At 37.9% G+C, this 21,731-nt stretch carries 22 protein-coding genes and 1 pseudogene; 19 read left to right on the plus strand and 4 right to left on the minus strand.

Features of this window, described 5'->3' with window-relative positions; translation table 11 throughout:
- From GD441_RS05120 to GD441_RS05135, 4 genes are read left to right on the plus strand one after another with little or no spacing between them, the layout of a single operon-like run.
- Positions 1-1,380 (plus strand): FAD-binding oxidoreductase, encoded by a 1,380-nt coding sequence (locus GD441_RS05120; protein ID WP_153124403.1) that lies wholly within the window; start codon positions 1-3, stop codon positions 1,378-1,380.
- Entirely contained in the window at positions 1,377-2,480 is a 1,104-nt protein-coding gene (locus GD441_RS05125) for a tartrate dehydrogenase (RefSeq protein ID WP_153124405.1), read from the plus strand. Before GD441_RS05120 ends, GD441_RS05125 begins: the two co-directional genes overlap by 4 nt.
- Positions 2,464-3,204 carry an SDR family NAD(P)-dependent oxidoreductase gene (locus GD441_RS05130; protein WP_153124407.1) on the plus strand — a complete coding sequence of 247 codons (741 nt, stop codon included), beginning with the start codon at positions 2,464-2,466 and terminating at the stop codon, positions 3,202-3,204. Before GD441_RS05125 ends, GD441_RS05130 begins: the two co-directional genes overlap by 17 nt.
- A gap of 3 nt (positions 3,205-3,207) precedes the next feature.
- Complete coding sequence (locus GD441_RS05135; RefSeq protein ID WP_153124409.1) at positions 3,208-4,665, plus strand: aldehyde dehydrogenase family protein; 1,458 nt, start codon at positions 3,208-3,210, stop codon at positions 4,663-4,665.
- Positions 4,666-5,063: 398 nt separating this feature from the next.
- On the opposite strand, the gene GD441_RS05140 is transcribed toward GD441_RS05135, so the two are convergent.
- Complete coding sequence (locus tag GD441_RS05140; protein ID WP_153124411.1) at positions 5,064-5,333, minus strand: hypothetical protein; 270 nt, start codon at positions 5,331-5,333, stop codon at positions 5,064-5,066.
- A gap of 125 nt (positions 5,334-5,458) precedes the next feature.
- Between GD441_RS05140 and GD441_RS05145 the strand changes: the two are divergent.
- From GD441_RS05145 to GD441_RS05205, 14 genes and pseudogenes are all read left to right on the plus strand, one after another.
- A pseudogene (locus GD441_RS05145) lies at positions 5,459-5,578 on the plus strand (nitric oxide synthase oxygenase); the annotation flags it as partial.
- Positions 5,579-6,022: 444 nt separating this feature from the next.
- Entirely contained in the window at positions 6,023-6,985 is a 963-nt protein-coding gene (locus GD441_RS05150) for a LacI family DNA-binding transcriptional regulator (RefSeq protein WP_153124413.1), read from the plus strand.
- A 217-nt stretch (positions 6,986-7,202) separates the two neighbouring features.
- Positions 7,203-8,615 carry a SpoVR family protein gene (locus GD441_RS05155; protein WP_153124415.1) on the plus strand — a complete coding sequence of 471 codons (1,413 nt, stop codon included), beginning with the start codon at positions 7,203-7,205 and terminating at the stop codon, positions 8,613-8,615.
- Positions 8,616-8,834: 219 nt separating this feature from the next.
- A complete protein-coding gene (locus GD441_RS05160; RefSeq protein ID WP_153124417.1) occupies positions 8,835-9,179 on the plus strand; it encodes an ArsR/SmtB family transcription factor in 345 nt (114 codons plus the stop codon).
- Between the two features lie 15 nt (positions 9,180-9,194).
- Complete coding sequence (locus tag GD441_RS05165) at positions 9,195-10,490, plus strand: arsenic transporter (RefSeq protein ID WP_153124419.1); 1,296 nt, start codon at positions 9,195-9,197, stop codon at positions 10,488-10,490.
- 26 nt (positions 10,491-10,516) lie between these two features.
- Positions 10,517-10,936: an arsenate reductase (thioredoxin) gene (gene arsC / locus GD441_RS05170; RefSeq protein ID WP_153124421.1), complete on the plus strand. Its 420-nt coding sequence runs from the start codon at positions 10,517-10,519 to the stop codon at positions 10,934-10,936.
- 314 nt (positions 10,937-11,250) lie between these two features.
- Positions 11,251-12,264 carry a BMP family lipoprotein gene (locus GD441_RS05175; RefSeq protein WP_153124423.1) on the plus strand — a complete coding sequence of 338 codons (1,014 nt, stop codon included), beginning with the start codon at positions 11,251-11,253 and terminating at the stop codon, positions 12,262-12,264.
- A 12-nt stretch (positions 12,265-12,276) separates the two neighbouring features.
- Complete coding sequence (locus GD441_RS05180) at positions 12,277-13,938, plus strand: methyl-accepting chemotaxis protein (protein ID WP_153124426.1); 1,662 nt, start codon at positions 12,277-12,279, stop codon at positions 13,936-13,938.
- A 313-nt stretch (positions 13,939-14,251) separates the two neighbouring features.
- Positions 14,252-15,058 carry an alpha/beta fold hydrolase gene (locus GD441_RS05185; RefSeq protein ID WP_153124428.1) on the plus strand — a complete coding sequence of 269 codons (807 nt, stop codon included), beginning with the start codon at positions 14,252-14,254 and terminating at the stop codon, positions 15,056-15,058.
- Positions 15,059-15,086: 28 nt separating this feature from the next.
- Positions 15,087-15,812 (plus strand): hypothetical protein, encoded by a 726-nt coding sequence (locus GD441_RS05190; RefSeq protein ID WP_153124430.1) that lies wholly within the window; start codon positions 15,087-15,089, stop codon positions 15,810-15,812.
- Positions 15,805-16,527 (plus strand): hypothetical protein, encoded by a 723-nt coding sequence (locus GD441_RS05195; protein ID WP_153124432.1) that lies wholly within the window; start codon positions 15,805-15,807, stop codon positions 16,525-16,527. Before GD441_RS05190 ends, GD441_RS05195 begins: the two co-directional genes overlap by 8 nt.
- Positions 16,528-16,643: 116 nt before the next feature.
- Positions 16,644-16,916 carry a hypothetical protein gene (locus GD441_RS05200; protein WP_153124435.1) on the plus strand — a complete coding sequence of 91 codons (273 nt, stop codon included), beginning with the start codon at positions 16,644-16,646 and terminating at the stop codon, positions 16,914-16,916.
- Positions 16,917-16,995: 79 nt separating this feature from the next.
- Complete coding sequence (locus tag GD441_RS17415) at positions 16,996-17,121, plus strand: hypothetical protein (RefSeq protein WP_263862425.1); 126 nt, start codon at positions 16,996-16,998, stop codon at positions 17,119-17,121.
- 16 nt (positions 17,122-17,137) lie between these two features.
- A complete protein-coding gene (locus GD441_RS05205) occupies positions 17,138-18,076 on the plus strand; it encodes a magnesium transporter CorA family protein (RefSeq protein WP_153124437.1) in 939 nt (312 codons plus the stop codon).
- Positions 18,077-18,417: 341 nt separating this feature from the next.
- Here GD441_RS05205 and corA read toward each other — a convergent pair whose 3' ends face one another.
- Positions 18,418-19,368 carry a magnesium/cobalt transporter CorA gene (gene corA / locus GD441_RS05210; protein WP_153124439.1) on the minus strand — a complete coding sequence of 317 codons (951 nt, stop codon included), beginning with the start codon at positions 19,366-19,368 and terminating at the stop codon, positions 18,418-18,420.
- A gap of 357 nt (positions 19,369-19,725) precedes the next feature.
- Between corA and GD441_RS05215 the strand changes: the two genes are divergently transcribed.
- A complete protein-coding gene (locus GD441_RS05215; protein ID WP_153124441.1) occupies positions 19,726-20,112 on the plus strand; it encodes a sporulation protein in 387 nt (128 codons plus the stop codon).
- A 94-nt stretch (positions 20,113-20,206) separates the two neighbouring features.
- Here GD441_RS05215 and GD441_RS05220 read toward each other — a convergent pair whose 3' ends face one another.
- On the minus strand, positions 20,207-20,944 hold the full coding sequence (locus tag GD441_RS05220; RefSeq protein WP_153124443.1) for an amino acid ABC transporter ATP-binding protein: 738 nt from the start codon (positions 20,942-20,944) through the stop codon (positions 20,207-20,209).
- 16 nt (positions 20,945-20,960) lie between these two features.
- Positions 20,961-21,644: an amino acid ABC transporter permease gene (locus GD441_RS05225; protein WP_153124445.1), complete on the minus strand. Its 684-nt coding sequence runs from the start codon at positions 21,642-21,644 to the stop codon at positions 20,961-20,963.
- Between the last annotated feature and the right edge of the window lie 87 nt (positions 21,645-21,731).

Here is a 21,731-nt window from a genome sequence, read left to right on the forward strand (position 1 = left end):
ATGTACAAAGATTTATTAGCTATCCTAGATGATCCTGAGCGGGTGAGTGTGAATGAGACTGTGCTGGAGCATCATAGTGGTGGTATGTCGTATCATGAGCGAAAAAAGCCAGATATTGTCGTGTTTCCAAAAACTGAACAAGAGGTTGTTGACATTATAAAATATGCAGCCAAAAATCGTATTCCTGTTATTCCTTATGGTGCGGGAAGTAGTGTAGAAGGTCATGTAATCCCGATGTATGGGGGAATTAGTATGGATTTTACATTAATGAATGAAATTCTCTCGGTTTATCCGGATGATTTTGTCGTTAAAGTTCAGCCAGGTGTTACGAGAATGCAATTAAACAAGTATTTAAAAAAATATGGATTGTTTTTTCCGATTGATCCTGGTGCAGATGCCACAATTGGTGGCATGGCGGCTACAAATGCTAGTGGAACAAATGCGGTGAAGTATGGAACGATGAAGCATAATGTGCTGGGACTCCATGTTGTCACAGCAGATGGCAGCCTCATTTCAACGGGGGGAGAAACGATCAAATCTTCAGCTGGCTATAATTTGACAGAGCTTATGATTGGTTCAGAAGGTACACTGGGTGTTTTTACAGAATTAACGTTAAAGCTGGCTGGGATCCCGGAAGCAACAGTTGTTGCTAAAGCTATTTTCGAAACGGTTGAAAAAGCAGGTAAGGCAGCTGAGCTTGTTCTTCAGTCAGGTGTAGGAATCGGTAAAATGGAGCTCGTCGATGATGCGACGATACAAGCTGTTAACGAATTTAAAGGGACAACTTTTGAAGAAGCTCCTACTCTTTTTCTAGAATACAGTGGCACTACAGAGGCAGTTAATCAAGGAATTTCTTTAATTAAGGAATTAATAGAAGAAGCTGGGGCGATTCGATTTGAATTTGAGAGCGACTCTATTAAACGTGCGCAGCTATGGGAAGCGCGCCATCAAGCTGCGTTGGCCATCGTAAGCAGAAAGCCAAATAGAAAGCTTGTTTCAACCGATGTTTGTGTTCCGATTTCGCAATTAGCGATTTCCATTGCATATACACGGAAATTATTAGAAGAATACCATTTAGATGGAGCTATTCTCGGTCATGTTGGAGATGGGAATTTCCATGCGGTCTTTGGACTAAATACCGACGATGAAGATGAAATGAGGCGTTTTCATGAATTGAATGAGAAAGTTGTCACGTTTGCTCATGACCATAGAGGGACATGTACGGGCGAACATGGTGTAGGCATAGGGAAAATGAGCTTTCTCAAAAAAGAACGCAGATCTTCTTTACATGTAATGAAAATGATTAAAAAATCACTCGATCCAGACAACATTTTAAATCCAGGAAAAATTTTGGAGATGGAAGAGGTATATCAATCATGAAAACCAATCGGATTGCCATTTTACCAGGGGATGGAATTGGTCCAGAAGTAATGAATGAAGCGATTAAAGTATTAAATCTCTTAAAACAGCTAGATTTTTCATTGAAGATGGAATTTGATACGTTTCATTGGGATAGTGAATATTATTTACAACATGGAAGAATGATGCCAGAAAATGGATTAGATCTATTAAAACAATATGATGCTATTTTATTTGGAGCGATTGGAGATCATCGAGTCCCTGATGATGTTACAATTTGGGAGCTTATTATGCCAATCCGTAAAGGCTTTAAGCAATACATAAATTTACGGCCAGTTAAATTGCTACAAGGTGTACCTCGACCATTAGCCAGTGAAGCTTCCATCGATTTTGTCATTATACGTGAAAATGCAGAAGGTGAATATTCAAACAGCGGCGGAAGATTGTATCCTTCTTTAGATGAAGAAATTGCAGTTCAAAATACCATTTTTACTCGAAAAGGTACTGAAAAAGCAGCAAGATTTGCTTTTGAGTATGCAAAAAAACATGGAAAGGGAACGGTTACAAGTGCAACAAAATCGAATGCAATCATTCATTCGATGAAGCTGTGGGATGAGGTGGTACGTGAGGTAGCCAATGATTTTCCGGAAATTAAACTAGAAAGCTATTATATTGACGCTCTAGCTGCATATTTTGTATCAAGGCCACAACATTTTCATGTAGTCGTTGCCTCTAACTTGTTTGGAGATATATTAAGTGATTTAGGCTCTGCTGTTGTAGGTGGGCTTGGTCTTTCTCCATCTGCGAACTTAAATCCTGAAGGAGATTTCCCATCTATGTTTGAGCCTGTACACGGGTCAGCACCTGATATTGCTGGGAAAGGAATCGCTAATCCAATCGCACAAATTTGGTCAGCAGCTCTCATGCTGGAGCATTTGGGAAGAGAAGATTTAGCCAACCTCATAATGGAAGCGGTTGAACAGGTTCTTTTGAAAAAGGAAGTGCGTACTCCAGATCTAGGTGGCAGTTCGACAACGAGTGAGTTAGGTTCTGCGATTTGTGATGCTTTATATAAATTAATGCGAGCGAAAGAGGAGTATAGTAATGAGATTACACAATGAAGTGTTTGTTATAACAGGCGCTCAAGGCGGTATGGGAAAAGAGACGGTCAAGCGTTTTTTGGAAGAAGGAGCTTACGTTTGTGCCGTTGATTTGAATATGGGGGGAGTTGAGAAAACAGATCGACTCCTGCCAATTGCTGCAGATGTAACAAAGGAAGAGGATGTAGCGAAAGTATTTTCAAAGGTGTATGAAACATTTGGGTATATTAACGGGCTTGTAAATATTGCAGGAATCGCACAGCCGGCCACACCGATTGAAGAGGTGAAATTGGAAGATTGGGAGAAGATTATGCGAGTAAATACAACAGCACTTTTTCTCACATGCCGTGAAGTCACTCCTTATCTGAAGAAGCAAAAAGAAGGTGTGATTGTGAATGTCGCTTCGATCTCAATGGTAAGACCTCGGCCAGGCTTAAATGCCTATATTGCATCAAAAGGAGCAGCTGTTTCCTTGTCCCAAGCATTAGCGATCGAATTAGCCGAATATGGAATCCGAGTAAATGTTGTGAATCCAGGTCCAGCTGACACGAATATGCTAGGGCAATTCACTTCAAAAAATGCTGATGTGGAAACAACGAAGGAAACGATTTTTAAGAAAAGTGTTCCGTTAGGGAGGTTAATTCAACCGATTGATATTGCTCATTCCCTTGTATACCTATGTTCAAAGGAAGCTGCAATTGTCACAGGTGCAGTTTTACATGTAGATGGCGGGAGGGGAATTTAACCATTGAAAGCAACGGATGTGTTCACTGTAGGATGTTATATAGGTGGGAAATGGACGTTTCCAGATGAAACTAGAATAATAGAAGTAAAAAATCCTGCCGACGGCTCTCTCATTGCTAGAGTTCCAAGAGGAGATCAGGAAGAAGTTGATTTAGCTGTTCAAGCAGCGAAAAAGGCTTTTTATTCCGAAGAGTGGAGAGTGCTCCAACCGTATAAACGGGGAAAAATTCTGTTTGAAATGGCTGAAATGATTCGTCAACATAAAAAAGAGTTAGCGAGGCTAGAGACACTAAATGTTGGTAAACCTTTGAACCAAGCGGAGGTGGATGTTGAAGTAGCAGCTCGTTATTTTGAATTCTATGCAGGCGTGGCAGATAAAATTATGGGAGAAACCATTCCAATTGAATCGGGAATCATCGATTACACCGTTCGTGAGCCAATCGGAATCGTGGGTCATATTATTCCATGGAACTACCCGTTGCAAATTGCTGCAAGAAGTATTGCTGTATCGATTGCTACTGGAAATGCGGCCGTATTAAAGCCTGCAGAAGACACTCCGCTAACTACATTAAAACTTGTTGAATTAATGGAATCTTTAGAGCTGCCAAAGGGAATTGTCAATGTTGTAACGGGTTATGGCCACGAGGCCGGCGCTGCCCTTTCTGCTCATAAAGAGATCAATCATATTACCTTTACAGGATCAGTGGAGACAGGAAAAAGAGTCATGGAAGCAGCAGCGCAAAACATTGTTCCCGTAACACTTGAGCTTGGAGGGAAGTCACCCAATATTGTGTTCGCTGATTGTAATGAGGAAAAAGCACTCGAGTGGGTTCTTCGCTCGATTGTCCAAAATGCAGGTCAAACATGCTCTGCCGGTTCCCGCTTAGTTATTGAGAAATCGATTAAGGAAACCTTTGTGCCAAAACTAGCAGCAGCTATGGAAAAGCTTACGATTGGACCTGGAATCGATAATCATGATCTTGGTCCTGTACTTTCCAAAAAGCAATTTGAAAGAATTCAAAGTTTCATCGATACAGCGAAGGCAGATGGTATTCACATTGTAACCGGTGGAAAACGTGCATTTGTTGAAAATTGTGAATATGGCTATTACATTCAACCGACTATTTTAGATAACGTTCCACCAAATCATCTCGTTGCACAGGAGGAAATTTTCGGTCCTGTACTGACTGTTACAACATTCGAATCGGAAGATGAAGCGATTGTATTGGCGAACAGTACCCCATACGGCCTCGTTGCAGGTGTTTGGACTGAAAATGTGGGAAGAGCACATCGTGTGGCAAACCAGCTTCAATGCGGCCAAGTATTCATAAACCACTACGGTGCCGGCGGAGGCGTTCCAATGCCATTTGGCGGCTACAAACAAAGCGGTTTCGGAAGAGAAAAAGGATTAGAGGCCATACGAAATTATACACAGGTGAAAAATATTGCTGTGAAATATTGATGGGGCTATCTAAAAATACGGTGAAGTGATTGTGGGAAATCAAAAAATGAGAAACCTAGCTTAGAGTTTAGGCAATGTATATATTACGCACAATCAGACTGATTGAAAACGCTTGTCACAAGATACTCAGGGAAGTTATTTCAAGGATGAAAACTGGCTAGGGGCTGTAGCTAGACAGGGTTCGTGACGATGAATGCGAGCGTTTGCGGGGCAGTCTGAAACTAGCTTAGTTTGATGCTAAGCTAGTTTTTTTGTCCTGGGCCGTACAAATGAAAGACCTTCAATTTTTAAGTTTTTCATCCCCAATTTTTGAACCAACAATAATAAAAAATGTTTGTTAAAACTCATATTATTGAGCTATAAAGGTGTTCATACTTTATTTGAGGATCTCCAAATATTTACCTATTCGCAGGCATCATCTGTTGTCCAGAATACATCTGTGAAGGCATACCAGAATAAGGCATCATCTGTCCCGAATACATTTGGGCAGGCATAGAAGAGTAAGGCATCATCTGTTGTCCTGAATACATTTGTGAAGGCATACCAGAGTAAGGCATCATCTGTTGTCCTGAATACATCTGTGAAGGCATAGAAGAGTAAGGCATCATCTGTCCCGAATACATCTGTGTAGGCATGCCGGAGTAGGGCATCATCTGTCTCGAATTCATATTGTTTCCTCCTTGGAAAAATAGTCTTTTGACCATATTTATTTTATGAATAACGCATTAAAGTGTGTGTGATATGAAATGAATCGTATAAATACATCCCCACATAAATGAGTTTTGCACCAAAAGTGACAGGAAATTGGGGTTGGTTAATCCCGCCTTTATCGCCTGCAACAACTCATATCTTCCATAAGCCCTATCCAAATGAAGTGGTTAAGCCGAATTTCTTCTTTCAAAAAGGTTATTAGGAGGAATTATATGATCAGCCTACCAATTACGAGATGGTAGGCTGATTATATGATTTTTCTATATTTAGATTTGACATTGGCTGGTAGTACAACTTCTTCTCTAAGCTTTTGAGAACATCGATTTCTAAAAAAATGTACACTATGTCTCAATATGCAGATACATTTATCGTTTATTAATTTACATATAGAAATGATCATCATAGACATCGAATAAATAGCTATAAAAATCTTTTGTGTTTTTTCTAAAGTTCTTTTTTGAAGGGTTCTTTTTTTGGTATAGAGAAATAGTAAGTGATGATAAAATAAGTATAGAGCCACACAAGAAAATGATGCACAATATTCCCACAAGTATAACCATATGGCATTCCTCCTTTTTTTATACGTAAAGCTTAAATTATGAAACGCATTTCAGAGCAAGAACTAGTTTTTTGAAAAGGTGAGCATATGGCAAATATTAAAGATATCGCAAAGATGGCAGGAGTATCAGTAACCACAGTCTCTCGTGTATTAAATAATCACCCATATGTCAGTGCTGAAAAAAAGGCTGCTGTTAGGCGGGCCATTGAGATGTGCAATTATCAACGAAATATAAATGCAGTCCATTTAAGTAAAGGAAAAACCTTCCTTATAGGTGTGGTTGTCCCTTTTACAAATCATCCTTATTTTGGATTGTTAGTCGAAGGAATAGCAAATGAGGCAGTAAAAAACAACTACAAGTTAGTTCTGTTCCAAACGAATTACGAGGAAAATAGAGAGATTGAAGCTTTAATGATGTTAAAGCATAAACAAATAGATGCATTAATCATATGTTCCAGAATTTGTGGGTGGGATATGATCGAGGAGTATGTGTCTTATGGTCCAATCATTCTCTGTGAAGATGGGAGAGGTAAAAAAGTATCTTCCACGTATATCGATCATTACAAAAGTTTCTCCAAAGCTCTAGAGTATTTACATAATAAGGGGCATCACAAGATTGGTTATTGCATAGGAAGAAAGTCTGGAACCAATAGCAAACAAAGAGAATTGGCTTACAGAGATTTCCTTATGAAAATCAATGAACCGTTTGAGCCCAATTATATTTTCTATGAGTGTTTTAATTTTGAAGACGGGGAACGGGTGGTACAACGTTTAATGACTATGACGAATCCACCGTCGGCTCTATTAATAACGAGTGACCAGGTAGCTGCTGGAATTTTAACCTGCTGTAAGGAACAAAATATTTCAATACCAAATGATCTTGCGATAATGGGATTTGATAATCAGCCAATAGCTAAAATTATGAACATAACCACTCTAGAAATTCCTTTAATTGAAGTAGGAAAAAAACTATTCCTTCAAGCAATTGGCAAAACAAAAATGGCTCATGAAGAGATATTTGTCAAATTAATTGAACGGCAAACCGTATAGTGCGCTGACACGTCCCGAAGTTTGATAGGGTATTAGTTTAAATGAATGTGAGTAGATGGAGATTTAAGGGTGGTCGTCAAAATCGTTTACCATGGATTGAAAGTATAAAGAAACTTGCCGCTTTGGTAAGTTTCTTTTTTTAATGATATAGCTTTCACGTCATTTCCATCCTTCCCATATCATACATTGTGATAAGAGCAAAAAGGGGGAGTGACCAATGAAGGCTTCTGATCAAAAGGCTCTGGAATATGCGATTGGTGAGATTACGGAGATTGCTAAAGGATTTGGGCTGGATTTTTATCCGATGCGGTATGAGATTTGTCCGAGTGAGATCATTTATACGTTCGGCGCTTACGGTATGCCGACACGTTTTTCACATTGGAGCTTCGGCAAGCAGTTTTACAAAATGAAGGTTCATTATGATTTGGGATTAAGTAAAATTTATGAGCTTGTGATTAATTCTGATCCGTGCTATGCATTCTTGTTAGATTCCAACTCACTCATCCAAAACAAATTGATTGTCGCTCACGTGCTTGCACATTGTGATTTCTTTAAAAATAATGCCCGTTTCCGAAATACAAAACGGGATATGGTAGAAAGCATGGCGGCAACGGCGGATCGGATTCGTCAGTATGAAATTCAATATGGAAAGTCCGAGGTGGAATCGTTTTTAGACGCGGTGCTTGCGATTGAAGAGCATATCGATCCTTCTTTGGTAAGGCCAACTTTTTCCTGGACGATGGATGATTTAGAGGAAGAGGAGGATGTGAAGCCGGCTTCGTCACCTTATGATGACCTTTGGAACTTAGATAAAAAGGCAACAAACTCAAAACCGGTTAAGAAAAAAAAGAAGTTTCCGCCACAGCCAGAAAAGGATCTCATGCTTTTTATCGAGCAGTACAGTCGAGAGCTAACCGACTGGCAGCGCGATATTATGACGATGATGCGGGAAGAGATGCTATATTTCTGGCCACAGCTCGAGACGAAAATCATGAACGAAGGCTGGGCTTCGTATTGGCATCAACGAATATTACGCGAAATGGATCTTACTTCCGATGAAGCCATTGAGTTTGCAAAACTAAATGCGGGAGTGGTGCAGCCATCACGTACCGGGATTAATCCATACTATTTAGGATTAAAGATTTTTGAGGATATTGAAGAACGTTTTGATAATCCGACAGAGGAAATGCAAAAGCGCGGTGTAAAGAAAGGCTCTGGTAGAGCACAAATGTTTGAGGTACGTGAAGTCGAGTCGGATATTTCATTCTTACGCAATTACTTAACAAAAGACCTTGTCATGCGTGAAGACATGTACCTGTTCCAAAAGCAAGGCAAGGATTATAAAATAGTCGATAAAGATTGGGAGCATGTACGCGACCAGCTTGTCAGCATGCGGGTGAATGGAGGATTTCCATATATCACAGTCAATGACGGAGACTTCTTGAAAAACGGAGAGCTTTACCTGAAGCATTGGTACGAAGGAATCGAGCTAGACGTGAAATACTTAGAAAGAGTACTACCATATATTAACCAGCTATGGGGAAGAGCCGTGCATCTAGAATCCATTGTCGAAGGAAAACCAATCCTCTTTAAGTACGATAGCAAAGGGCTGCATCGGAAGTATTTATAAAAAGTATACACTTCCAGTATTAAGCCTGTAGACAGCATCCGAGTTTCTTGGACCAGTCTACAAGCTTTTTTTTGTGAAATTTTTTAGGGTTTTCATGTAATCGAGCGCTTTGAAAGATCGTTGAAATAAACCATCTTAGCCACTACTTACTAAATATTTGTTGTTTATATAAGCAAATTATTATATATTAATACTCGGATGAACGAAGGAGGTGCTTTCATGGAAGGAGCAACTGTTGAAATCGAAAAAGCTGCAACGATTTTAAAGTTGTTAGGGGATAAAACAAGGCTCACAATGGTGAAGATGTTAGACACGAATGATTATTGTGTTTGTGAGTTTGTTGAGATTTTTCAAATGAGCCAGCCTGCTATTAGTCAGCATCTACGTAAGTTGAAAGATGCAGGAGTCGTAAGAGAGACAAGAAGAGGACAGTGGATTATTTACTCATTGAATAAAGAGAGTGAATATTATCCATTCGTACAAAGCTTGCTTCATCATCTTCCTAACCAAGATTTTAGATTAAAAGAATTAGAAGAACAGGGATTACGGATTTCGTGTGATTAATGGGAGGTTGGTACATTGACATCAGTTATATTGGCATCAGTGATTTTTTTACTAACACTTATTTTAGTGATCTGGCAGCCTAAAGGTTTGTCGATTGGTTGGTCTGCTTGTGGGGGAGCGATCCTGGCCTTACTCGTTAAAGTAGTCGATTTTAACGATGTAATAGATGTAACTTCCATTGTGTGGAATGCGACATTGGCTTTTATCGCTATTATCATTATTTCCCTCATTCTTGATGAAATTGGATTCTTTGAATGGGCAGCTTTACACATGGCAAGAGCTGCTAAAGGAAATGGAGTTCGAATGTTTGTCTATGTGACAATATTAGGAGCAATAGTGGCAGCCTTTTTTGCAAACGATGGAGCAGCTCTTATTCTAACGCCGATTGTTTTAGCAATGGTTCGAAACCTAAACTTCAGTGAAAAAATGGTGTTTCCATTCATTATGGCGAGTGGATTTATTGCGGATACCACTTCACTTCCGCTCGTTGTAAGTAACTTAGTAAACATTGTTTCGGCAGACTATTTTGGAATCGGATTTGTCGAGTATGCTTCAAGAATGATCATTCCAAATTTCTTTTCATTAGCAGCAAGTATCTTCGTCTTATATCTATATTTTCGTAAAAGCATCCCTAAGCAATATGAAATGTCTCAATTGAAAAAACCAATTGAAGCCATTAAAGATGAAAGAATGTTTCGTATATCTTGGATTGTGTTAGGAGTACTTCTTATTGGGTATTTTGCAAGTGAATTCACAGGTATTCCTGTTTCCTTCATTGCAGGGATTGTTGCTATTTTCTTTTTAATCATGGCAAGAAGGAGTTCAGCAGTTCATGTACGTACCGTAATTAAAAGTGCACCTTGGGCCGTCGTATTTTTCTCAATCGGAATGTATGTGGTCGTTTATGGTTTACGAAATGTAGGATTAACGAAGGTTCTAGCTGATCTTATTCAAGCGGCAGCAGATCAAGGATTATTTGCTGCAACAATAGGCATGGGGTTCATTGCTGCTATTCTTTCTTCTATCATGAATAACATGCCAACCGTTATGATTGATGCACTTGCCATCTCTGATACAAACACAAGTGGTGTAATAAGAGAAGCGCTTGTATATGCAAATGTTATTGGTTCTGATTTAGGTCCAAAAATTACTCCAATTGGTTCTCTGGCAACCTTACTATGGTTACATGTTTTATCCCTAAAAGGGGTTAAGATTTCATGGGGAACCTACTTTAAAACAGGCATTATTTTAACCATTCCAACACTGTTTATTACTTTAGTTGGTCTCTATATATGGTTGTTAATGGTTTAAAACAAACGATAAAGGAGAAATGCATCATGGCAAAAAAAACAATCTATTTTTTATGTACAGGTAACTCTTGCAGAAGCCAAATGGCTGAAGGATGGGCGAAGAAACATTTAGGTGATGAGTGGGAAGTGTACAGTGCTGGGATTGAAGCACATGGATTAAACCCGAATGCGGTAAAAGCAATGAAAGAAGCTGGCATTGATATTTCCAATCAAACGTCTGATGTGATTGACCCAGAAATTTTAAATAAGGCAGACTTAGTTGTAACCTTATGCGGACATGCTGCTGATCATTGTCCGGTTACACCACCTCATGTAAAACGTGTTCACTGGGGATTCGATGATCCAGCAAAAGCGGAGGGTACTGAAGAAGAAAAATGGGCATTTTTCCAGCGTGTTCGAGATGAAATTGGCGAAAGAATTAAACGATTTGCTGAAACTGGAGAATAAGAAATAATTAAATAGCCAAGAGACATGGTACTCTTGGCTATATATTACATAGATATATAATGATAAACTGAATCAAAACTTAACGATAAGCAGAAATTTAGGCAGCTACTTGGGCATGATTTCGGTATTGAACCGGACTCATGCCTTTTAATTTTGCCTTAATCCGTTTTTCCCCTCAGATGGAAGTTTCACTTTATTATTTTTTCTTACAATCTGGAATCCTAACAATCTTTTATATTTTTTAAGGGCGTGACCAAGCACCGTTCCGTAGAAGTCAGACTTCAGACTTAAAAACTGGAAAGATCATCCGATATATGAATAGAATTCAAACTTTGGAGGGACAAAACTTGTTTAGAAAATTTTCCATATTACTTTTGATTACTTTTTTACTAGGAGGGTGTTCTCTTTCTACTAGCTCTCATATGAAAAAGGCGAAAAAAGAGTACAAAATTGGCATTCTCTTATCAGATATCGGGCTTGGTGATGAATCTTTCAACGATTCAGCTTTCCGTGGACTTGAAAAAGCACGTGATGAGCTAGGGGTATTATTTGATTACAGAGAAGCGCAAGATGGAAACCTTGAAAAACCTTTAGAAGAACTGGTAGAACAAGGAAATGATTTAATCATTGGGCTTGGTTTTTCTTCGCAAGAAGCGTTAGAAAAAACGGCCAAAAAATACCCTAATCAACAATTTCTATTAATAGATGGTGTTTCAGAGCTTGATAATGTAGTTTCGATCACATTTAAAGAACAAGAAGGAAGCTTTTTAATCGGTATGATTGCAGCTATGAAGAGCAAAACGAATAAAATAGGCTTCATTGGAGGAGCAGACATACCTGTAATCCACCATTTTGAGAAAGGATTTATTCAAGGAGCAAAATATGTCAATCCTAAAATTAATGTTTTGGTTGAGATTGCCAATAACTTTGGAGACGCTGAATTAGGTGGAAAAATAGCTGAGAAACAAATCAAACAGGGTGCCGACTTTATTTATCCTGCTGCTGGCTTTACAGGCTTTGGTGCTTTACAAAAGGCGCAAGAAAAGAAGGTATTAGCTGCTGGAGTGGACTCTGATCAATACTTTGTAGCCGAAAAAGCGGTAGTGACTTCCATGCTAAAAAATATTGACGTGGCAGTATTTAATATTGCCAAGACTTTAAAAGAAGAAGGAGCCATTAAAACCTCCTCCTATCAATTAGGATTAGCGGAAGATGGAGTCGGATTGGCAGATATTAGGGTGATTCAATTAAAGCAAGACGAACAAAAAGCGATTGAAGAAGCAAAAAATAAAATCATTTCCGGTGAGATTACCGTAGAATCGAATTAAAGGAGCATGAAGATGAAACTACGAAGCCGTTTATTAACCATTGCCATTATCCCTCTAATCCTTTCGACTATTATTATAGGCTTTATGATCTATCAGCTTTTGAGTGTCCAAAGCTCAGCAAAAGATGATGTTCAAGTATTGCTAAAAGTTGAAAACCTCGAGGGAGAAATGGTTATAGCTAAGCAATCTTTGGCCAACTATGCATTCAACGCTTCAGAAGCAAATAAAGCAGAAGCAATAGGCATCATGCAAAAAATTGAAAAAAACATCCACGATTTAAATAAGATCTTAAAGGAAGAAGAACATCAAAAGATATTTGCACAAGCGAAAGAAAAATTCTCGATCCTATCAGACGATGTTCATAAGGCGTTTCAAGAAAATGACAAAGCATCAATCAAACGCCAATCCATTCGCATATCAGGAATCTTGAATGATATGTATCTCTTAAATAAACGAGCAAATGAATGGTATGAAGAGATTTTACAAGAAACACAGCACAAAATTAACTTTATGGTCTCTTTTTCTTTAATTTCAAGTTTATTGTTATTTGTTCTTTCAGGTGTTTTTTCCTGGATATTAGCTAAGAAAATTACAAAGCCGTTGAACGAAATTGTTTCCCAGGCTGAACGAGTGGCTGATGGAGATTTAACCGTACAGGTTGCAGATGCAAAAGGAAAAGAGAAAAGCCAATATGAAATCGATAAGTTAACCATCGCCTTCTCTCATATGATCATGAACTTAAAGAAAACCGTCCAATCCATTGAGCAAGTGGGAGAAAAAGTGTCAGGCTTTACGGAAGAAGTCTCTTCTTATATGGAAAACTTAAAAGAAAGCAGCAACCAAGTCGCTATTTCAACAGATGAACTGGCAAGAGGAAGCCAATCAATCTCAGAGGATATTCAATCAACCGCTTCATTGATGAACACCATGAAAGAAGAATTTAACATGGTGCAGGAGAAGAGTGAACAGTCTTCCAAAGCTAGTGTGGACGCTTTACAGTCAGTAAAAGAAGGGCGAATTTCATTAGAGAAACAAGTTGAATTTGCAAAGCAGCTATCAAGTTCATCAGAAAACATTAATCACTCTGTTGAAAAATTTGCCCAATATACAGGCCAAATTGAAGCGGCAGCCCAGTCCGTCCGTGAAATTGCAGAACAAACCAATCTCCTAGCCTTGAATGCTGCCATTGAAGCGGCGCGCGCGGGTGAAGCCGGAAAAGGTTTTGCAGTTGTAGCGGAAGAAGTAAGAAAGCTGGCAGATGATTCAACAAAAGCAACCCACTTGATCAGCTCCATGGTCACCAATATTAAAGACGGCATTGAGACCATTTTAAAAGCAACAGAGCTGGGACAAGAATTATCCAATCAGCAAATATTGTCCATGAATGAAACGGAGAATGCCTTTGAAAAAATTTCAGACAATGTTTCTGGCATCAGCAAGCAATTAGACTCACTTGTAGCCGGAATGAAAAATTCCAACGAAATGAGTAACCAAATCAGTTCGGCTATTGAAAACATATCAGCCGTAACAGAAGAGACAGCCGCTGGAACAGAGGAGATCTCAGCTACTACAGAAGCTCAGCTCCGTTCGGTCGAACAAGTGAATGAAAAAGTCCTTCAGCTTCAACAAATGACTCAGGAATTGAGTCGTGAGTTAGAGAAGTTTAGACTGTAATAAGAAGCCCGCAAGCACTCGCATTCTCTTTCGATACAATCTAAACTCCGATGCATTACCAATAATCATAACTCCGCACCTCGTGCGGGCTTGTGGCTAACTGGTTTTAATCAGTCTGAATCTAATGTCTAGAAACGGAACCCCTGCTTTGGTGAGCAGGGGTTTATTTTTGGTAAAAAAAATCTACATGACAGGAAACATTTTCTAAATTTATACTATAGGTAATACATATTTTGTAAAGAGGGAAAGTTCCTATCGTTTTGAGTTAGGAATACATTCTCTACATTACAAATTAATGCCAAGGAGAATGTATATGTACTGTTCATTAAAAAATGCTTCCATTCATTATGTGACTTATGGTGAAGGGAAACCCATTCTTATTTTACATCCGTTAGCCACGGATCACCGATCGATGAATGCCTGGCTTGAGCCGGTTTTTATGCAACGAAAAGGTTTTAAAAGGATTTATGTCGATATTCCTGCCCATGGTAAAAGCAAGAGAGAAGATTGGGTAAAAACGACAGATGATATGTTAGATCTGTTACTACAGTTTATCGATAAAATTTTACCAAATGAAGAGTTTTCTCTGTTAGGGATGTCTTTTGGAGGATATCTCGCTCAAGGGATCCTAAACAAAAGAGCCGCTCAAATAAAGGGAATTGTGTTATTATGTCCTCCTACTCGGACGCTGGAAAGGACTTTGCCAAAAAGAGTGATTCTGAAAAGGGATGATGATCTTTTCGATGGACTAGACGAGGGAATTGCACAGGCTTTTGATTTATTACTGGCAACGCAAACAAAGGAAACGCTAAATATGTTTTTGGAAGAGTTTCAGCCTGGCCGTTTATTAGCAGATCGAGAATTCCTGGCTTCTGACTGGCGGACAAAAAGATACCACTTCAGTTTTGAACCGTTTCCCGAAGGAAGTGTATATGAACAACCCGCTTTAATTTTAACTGGACGCCAAGATTATATATGCGGCTTTGAAGACCCGTTCCGGTTATTCAATCATTTTCCGAATGCCACATATTCTGTTATCAATGGAACAGGACATTTACTACATATTGAACAGCGAGAACAAGTCCAATTCTTCATTGGAGAATGGTTAAAAGAGTTGTAGAAATTACGAACATAGAAAGAGTGGTATCATGACTTACATGTTTAATGCCTCAAATGCCATCCTTACGGTTTTTAGTTATACCATTATTGGTCTATTCATCTATAAGATTTACAAAAAACAAGATGTAAAGCCAAAGATTTGGAAGGTGATCCTAGTAACGTTCATCGGTATTTTTTCCTTCACGTTTAATTTTTCGAGAGAGGAAACCATCTATAAAGTTCCGATCTTACCACTTGGAGTATGGATTTTATATTGGATTCTTCATAAAAGAGAAAATACGAACCGATGGGAAAAATATCGTTCCTATGCTTGGCTAGGCTTTGCAGCTAATTTTTTATTTTTAATCACTACTTTTTTGAACGCTCCTCTAGACAATCTGTTATATCCGAAAGATGACATTCGCACTTATATTGCGAATGATAAAAAAGCAAGAATGATTGTGACTCATTCTTCAGCTTTGCCAGTTAAAGACTTTTCGATAAAAAATATTCAGAGCATGGAAAGAGAACCGATGGATGCTATTTTATGGTATGAGGTATCAAATCCTTCTATTACATCAGAAGCAAAATTAGAAATGTTTCCGTATCAATTAATTGGTACAGAAGCAAAATGGGGAAGTGGAATCAAGCCTGTTATTTATATCGAAAGAAATGGTAAAGGATTGCTCATATCAACTGGTAGAGAACAGATTTATTTCCGTTCCACAGAGTCGTTGTTAGACTCTACTATGATGGGAAGTGAACAGAATGATTAAAAAATTTATTATTACTTTATTCATTATTCTAGTTGGAATATATACTTTTCTAATTTTCAGACCACCAACTCCACTTCCAAGTCATGAAAAGTTAATAGAAACGATGAACTCTGTTCCAATTCATTCAAAGGTTATAGAAATACTAGATATCATCCCTCTTGATGATCAGCATGTGTTCGTTCCCTTTAGGTCTGATAAAGGCAGCTATGGGAAAAGTTTTTGGAATTGGACAATGAAAGGATGGAAAATGGATTGCATTGATACTGAAGGCAACCCATATATATGGAAGTTGAAAGAAAAGGATGCTTCTAATCATTATTTTGTTTGGAACTTGAGCCCTCAAGACAAAATCGAAAAGCTAAAACTTGTTCTTAAGCGAGATCGTGGCTATCAGGTTTCTGAGAATGCACAAAACTACGATCCTGCTATTCTTATGGAGCATACCATTTCTTTAAAAAGTAAAGGCTACGGCATAAGTCCTATGCCAAAAGAATTTGCTGACGTTCTTAATGGAGACATCTACTTGCAAAACAAAACGGATTCCGATCCGCTTTTTGGGTTTATGCAACCATCCAATATAATCATTGGAATGATTCCATATGATAAAAGTGGAAATCAGAAGTTTCCTCAGAATTCAGTTAATGGGGAGAGGCATAGTAATGGTGATGAGCTTATAGACTATGTTCTATTCATTGATGAATCTGAAACCAAATAAAAAACGAAGTTGTTAGAATGTATGAAAACTAGAAAAAGTGATAAAACTGACGATATCCTTTTATAATAGGTATATAAAGTTATAATGACATTGAACACTCACAATGGAGGATCACAATGGAATTTGACCTGGAGTTACAAGAAAAAGATTTGTTAAAGGAATTGATTTGGGATGGAGAGGTTGAACAAATTGCGATTTGGATGGACGGTGAATGGTCCATTGTTTCTTCATCTCATTTTCAAATGAGAAATAGAGAGGAAAAACCTGTCTACATTCTGAATCTGCGTGAAGTGTTCTCTGAAATTGACTTTTCCCAGGACACGGTAGAGCGTCACATTATGGAAATAGAGCAAATATTAAATGGTCGAAAAATACAGGAGGATGAATAACAAGAAGGGATTGCACCTCCTGTATTCAAGTTATAAGATATGATAGTGGTTAATTTTTAAAAAAAAGGAGTTGATATTCTTGAGTAGCAAAGAACCCGATCCAAGTCAGTTCAATGAGGAAGTTGGTCATATCTTTTGGCTAAATGGGAATGATGTATTCAATAATATCAATCCTTTGAAAGGTATTATGACTTCCTCATCATAAAGAGGAGGTTGAGAAGATGATAGAGTTCTATGAAACAAACGCTGAAAATAAACTACAAAAGATTGAAGGAATAACAAAAGGCTGCTGGATCAATATGATTTCTCCTAATGAGGAAGAAATCCATTATATTTCAAAAGAATTGAATGTACCCATTGAGTTTTTTAAAGATGCTCTCGATGATGAAGAAAGATCGAGGATTGATCGAGAAGATAATAATGTGCTGATTATTGTGGACTTTCCTTATATAACGCATGACGATGCTGGTTTCCCTATTTATGAAACAATTCCAATCGGAATGATCATTACAGAGGACTGTTTTATTACCGTTTCTCTTAAGGAAACGCCTATTCTTCAGGACTTTCAAAATAATAAAATCAAAGGGTTTAATACGAAGAAAAAAACGAGATTTGCCTTGCAAATTCTTTTTGTGATCTCATCCTATTACTTAAGGTATCTAAAACAAATTAATAAGAAAACAGATGAGATCGAAAGAGAATTACACCAATCCATGAAAAACAAGGAATTATACGCATTTTTATCATTAGAGAAAAGTTTAGTTTATTTCACTACATCTTTAAAGTCTAATAAGATTGTATTAGAAAAACTATTACGTCTAAACCACTTGAAGATGTACGAAGAAGATAAAGACTTATTAGAAGATGTGATGGTTGAAAATACACAGGCCATTGAAATGGCGGAGACATATAGCTCCATTTTAAGTGGTATGATGGACGCCTTTGCATCGATCATTTCTAATAACTTAAATATTGTGATGAAGTTTCTAACATCCATAACCATCATTTTAGCTTTACCAACAATGGTGGCTAGCTTTTATGGAATGAATGTTGATTTACCATTCCAGCATAGCCCACACGCTTTTTTCATCACACTGGGAATTGCTGTTTTTTTATCAACCATTACAACGATCATTTTCTGGAAAAAAAGGTTTTTTTAGAAAAGACAAGGGCTGTCCCATAAGTCAGAATAACCGACTTATGGAACAGCCTTTTTTGAATTAGGCACTTTTCGCATAGATTGTTGTTTTTAGATTATAAAGTTTGTCCGTTGATTGCAGCGAGAGGCACTTGCTTTCCGCGGGGAGGGATGTCACTCCTCGGTGTTACCGCCTTTGGGGTCTCCACTTCCCTTTTTTTCCCGCAGGACATTGAATAAGCTTCCTCGAATAAACACCGCACGAAGGAAATGCGAATGCATTTTCAAGGAGCCAAGTGCCCTCCGCTACAATCAACTCAGATCGTTAAAGTTAAAGAGAGGCAAGCGCTTTCCGCTTTTCTACTAATCAAACCAGCCTTTCCATTTAAACCAAGCAAACATACCAAAACCAATCAACAGCATAATGAATAGTGTGAGAAAGTATCCAAAACTCCATGTTAATTCAGGCATGTACTCAAAGTTCATTCCATAGATTCCAGCAATAAGTGTTAATGGCATAAAAATGGTTGTGATCACGGTTAAAACTTTCGTTACTTTGTTTGTTTGATGAGAGTTGATCGATAAGTAGCTGTCTCTAATATCGGTTGTAATCTCTCGGTTTGCTTCAATCATTTCAGTAAGTTTTAATAAATGATCATGGATATCGGAAAAATATTCTTTCCGTTCTAGGAGACTATCTAGACGATGTGAGTTTAGAATACGGTATAACAAGTCCCTCATAGGGATTACTGTTTGTCTTAATTTCAAAAGAGAGTGTCTAATTTCAAAAAGTCGCTCTAATAATTTTTCCATCGATTGTTCATGTGTGATATTTTCAAGGTTGTTTAACGAATCTTCCAGTTCATAAAGAGTAGGGAAGTAATTATCAACTACTTTATCTAAAATGTGATAGAGGACAAGATTTTGATTCCAAACATGTGCTTCACTAGTTTGAATGAGTCGATTCCATACTTCTTGGGTTTCTTTTGATTCATTATGATGGAACGTAACGATATAGTTGAAGCCAACAAAAAAATTAATTTCTTCCTTTTCTTCATTCGCTGAATAGAGACTGTGTGCTACAAAAAAAGTGTGGTCATCATAATAATCTAATTTTGGACGTTGTAGCTTATGGATACAATCTTCAATTGCTAAAGGATGAAAATGAAATACATGCTCTAAAGCATCCATTTCCTCTGAGGTTGGTCGGTCAAAGTCTACCCAAAACCAACGAATTTCCTGTGAATGAAGTTGATGGACTGACAATTCTGTCATCATTTCATTATTTATTGAAACTGCGACTACCTTTATCATAAAACGTTCTCCTTGTGCATCGTAAATGCTACTTTACTTGATAGAAATGGTTCTTTTAAATAACCTCTAAAATATATATTTTAAACTTCCGCTATGATTAGTTATTACCATTCTTACCAAACAGTAGTTTAATTAAAAGGAGAAAATGACTGATCTTTATCATAATAAATAACAAAATTTTCCTTATATGTATCAGGAATGATAAAGTGAAATTCCTTAATAATTCCACTAATAGTGGAAAATGGTTCTTCTAGATTCCGATCCTTTGAAAAAATGAACCTAATTAAAAAAAGTTGAAACCTTCCCAGACTCTTGAGCGTATGAATATGTATCAAAGCTAAGGAGAGGTTATAGAAATTGTTACTTAGAAAAATCATGTCTAAAATGGGTGTCGGTTCTGCGAAGATCGATCTTGTTTTAAATGGTGATACATTCAAGCCGGGAGATACGATTCAAGGAGAATTCAGGATTGCCGGCGGAATTATTGAGCAAAAATTGAAGAGGATCGAAACGGATCTCATTCGAATGACAAACGAAGGGGAAACGATTGTTTCAGAGCATTCGATTTTAACATCTGGATTGGTAATGGCAGATGAAGAAAAAGTGGTAACTTTTATCTGTCAGCTCCCGAATGATTTGCCTCCAACAGGAAAGAACAATCACTATAAGTTTGTCACCAAGCTTGTTTTTACAGACGGTGTAGACAGCTTGGATCATGATGAAATAAAGATTCTGCCTGCCTAATGATAAGGTGGATAAAGAGGCTGACTCAGGAAGTTCGTTAACTAACGACACTGATGAGTCAGCTTTTCTTATTTATTACCAGGAGTATTGACAATTACAGTAACTTCGCCAAAAATTGTTTCGTTCTATTATGCTGTGGGTTTGTGAAGATGCTTTCTGAAGGACCCTCTTCAACAATATAGCCATCGTCCATAAAAACAACACGATCGGCAACATCTCGTGCAAAGCCCATTTCGTGTGTAACAATCAGCATCGTTTGACCTTCATTGGCTAACTCCTTCATGACGGTTAATACTTCATCGACAAGCTCAGGGTCCAAAGCGGAGGTAGGTTCATCGAATAATAAGATCTCTGGTTTTAACGCTAAAACTCTTGCGATGGCTGCACGCTGCTTTTGACCTCCAGATAGCTGTTCAGGATACTTATGTTTGTGATCAAGCAGCCCGACCTTTTCTAATAGAGCCTCAGCTTCCTTTATCACTTCTTGCTTGTTGCGCTTTTGGACAATGAGAGGAGCTTCTATTACATTTTCTAATAGAGTTTTATGAGGGAATAAATGAAAGTGCTGAAAAACCATGCCTGAATACTGTCTAATCGTTTGCTTCTGTTTTTTATCTGCCTCTTTACCGGAAAATTCAAAGCTTGAATTTCCAATCTTTAGCTTTCCCGAAGTAGGTGTTTCCAGTAAATTTAAACAGCGAAGGAGAGTGGTTTTTCCAGATCCTGAAGGACCAATTAAGCAAACGACCTCACCTTTTTTAACCTCAAAATGTATATCCTTTAAGACTTCTTGATTGCCAAAGCTTTTTGACACGCCCTCTATTTGAATCACTCTGGTTCACCACCTATCACACTAAGTATCGGTTATATCTTTTCTCTAAATAATCTTGGAAAACGGTGATTACCGTACAAATTCCCCAATAAATCAGAGCAATTAATATATACATCGTCAAGCTTTCATATGTTTGTCCAGCAACAACCTTTGCACGGTAAAACATTTCTGGAACTGTTATGACCATGGCAAGAGAGGATCCTTTAATAATATCCATAAAAATACTTGCTAAAGGTGGTAAAGCAATTCTTGTTGCTTGAGGAAGAATGATTCTTCGCATGGTTTGAGCGTAGGACATTCTTAGTGTTTCCGCTGCTTCCCATTGGCCTTTTGGTACGGAAGAGATTGCAGAACGAATAACCTCTGCTATGTATGCAGCAAAATGGATACTGATCCCGAGAATGGCTGCAGGAATCGCTTCTAATTCTATTCCTACAAGGGGCAATCCAAAAAATAGTATGAATAATAGGACAAGTAAAGGAGTTCCACGCATAAAAGATATATATATTCTTGCTGGTAGGGAAATCACCCAATGCTTATTCATCCTAAATAAAGCGATAAATAATCCCAAGATCAATCCAAACAGCATGCTGGCAGCCGTAATGAGAAGGGTATAAGAAGCTCCTTCTAATATGAACGGCAAAGAGTCGATGACTAATTCTACATTAAATACATATTCCCATTTAAAGTTTTCCACAATTAGACCTCCACCTAGAAGAATGGAAAAACTGAATCATTTTTAGTGCTAATTCCTATGAAATGAACCGTCAATAAGCTCTGAGTTCAC

Origin of the sequence: Peribacillus tepidiphilus (assembly GCF_009466385.1) — a bacterium.
Classification (GTDB): Bacteria; Bacillota; Bacilli; order Bacillales; family DSM-1321; genus Bacillus_BN; species Bacillus_BN tepidiphilus.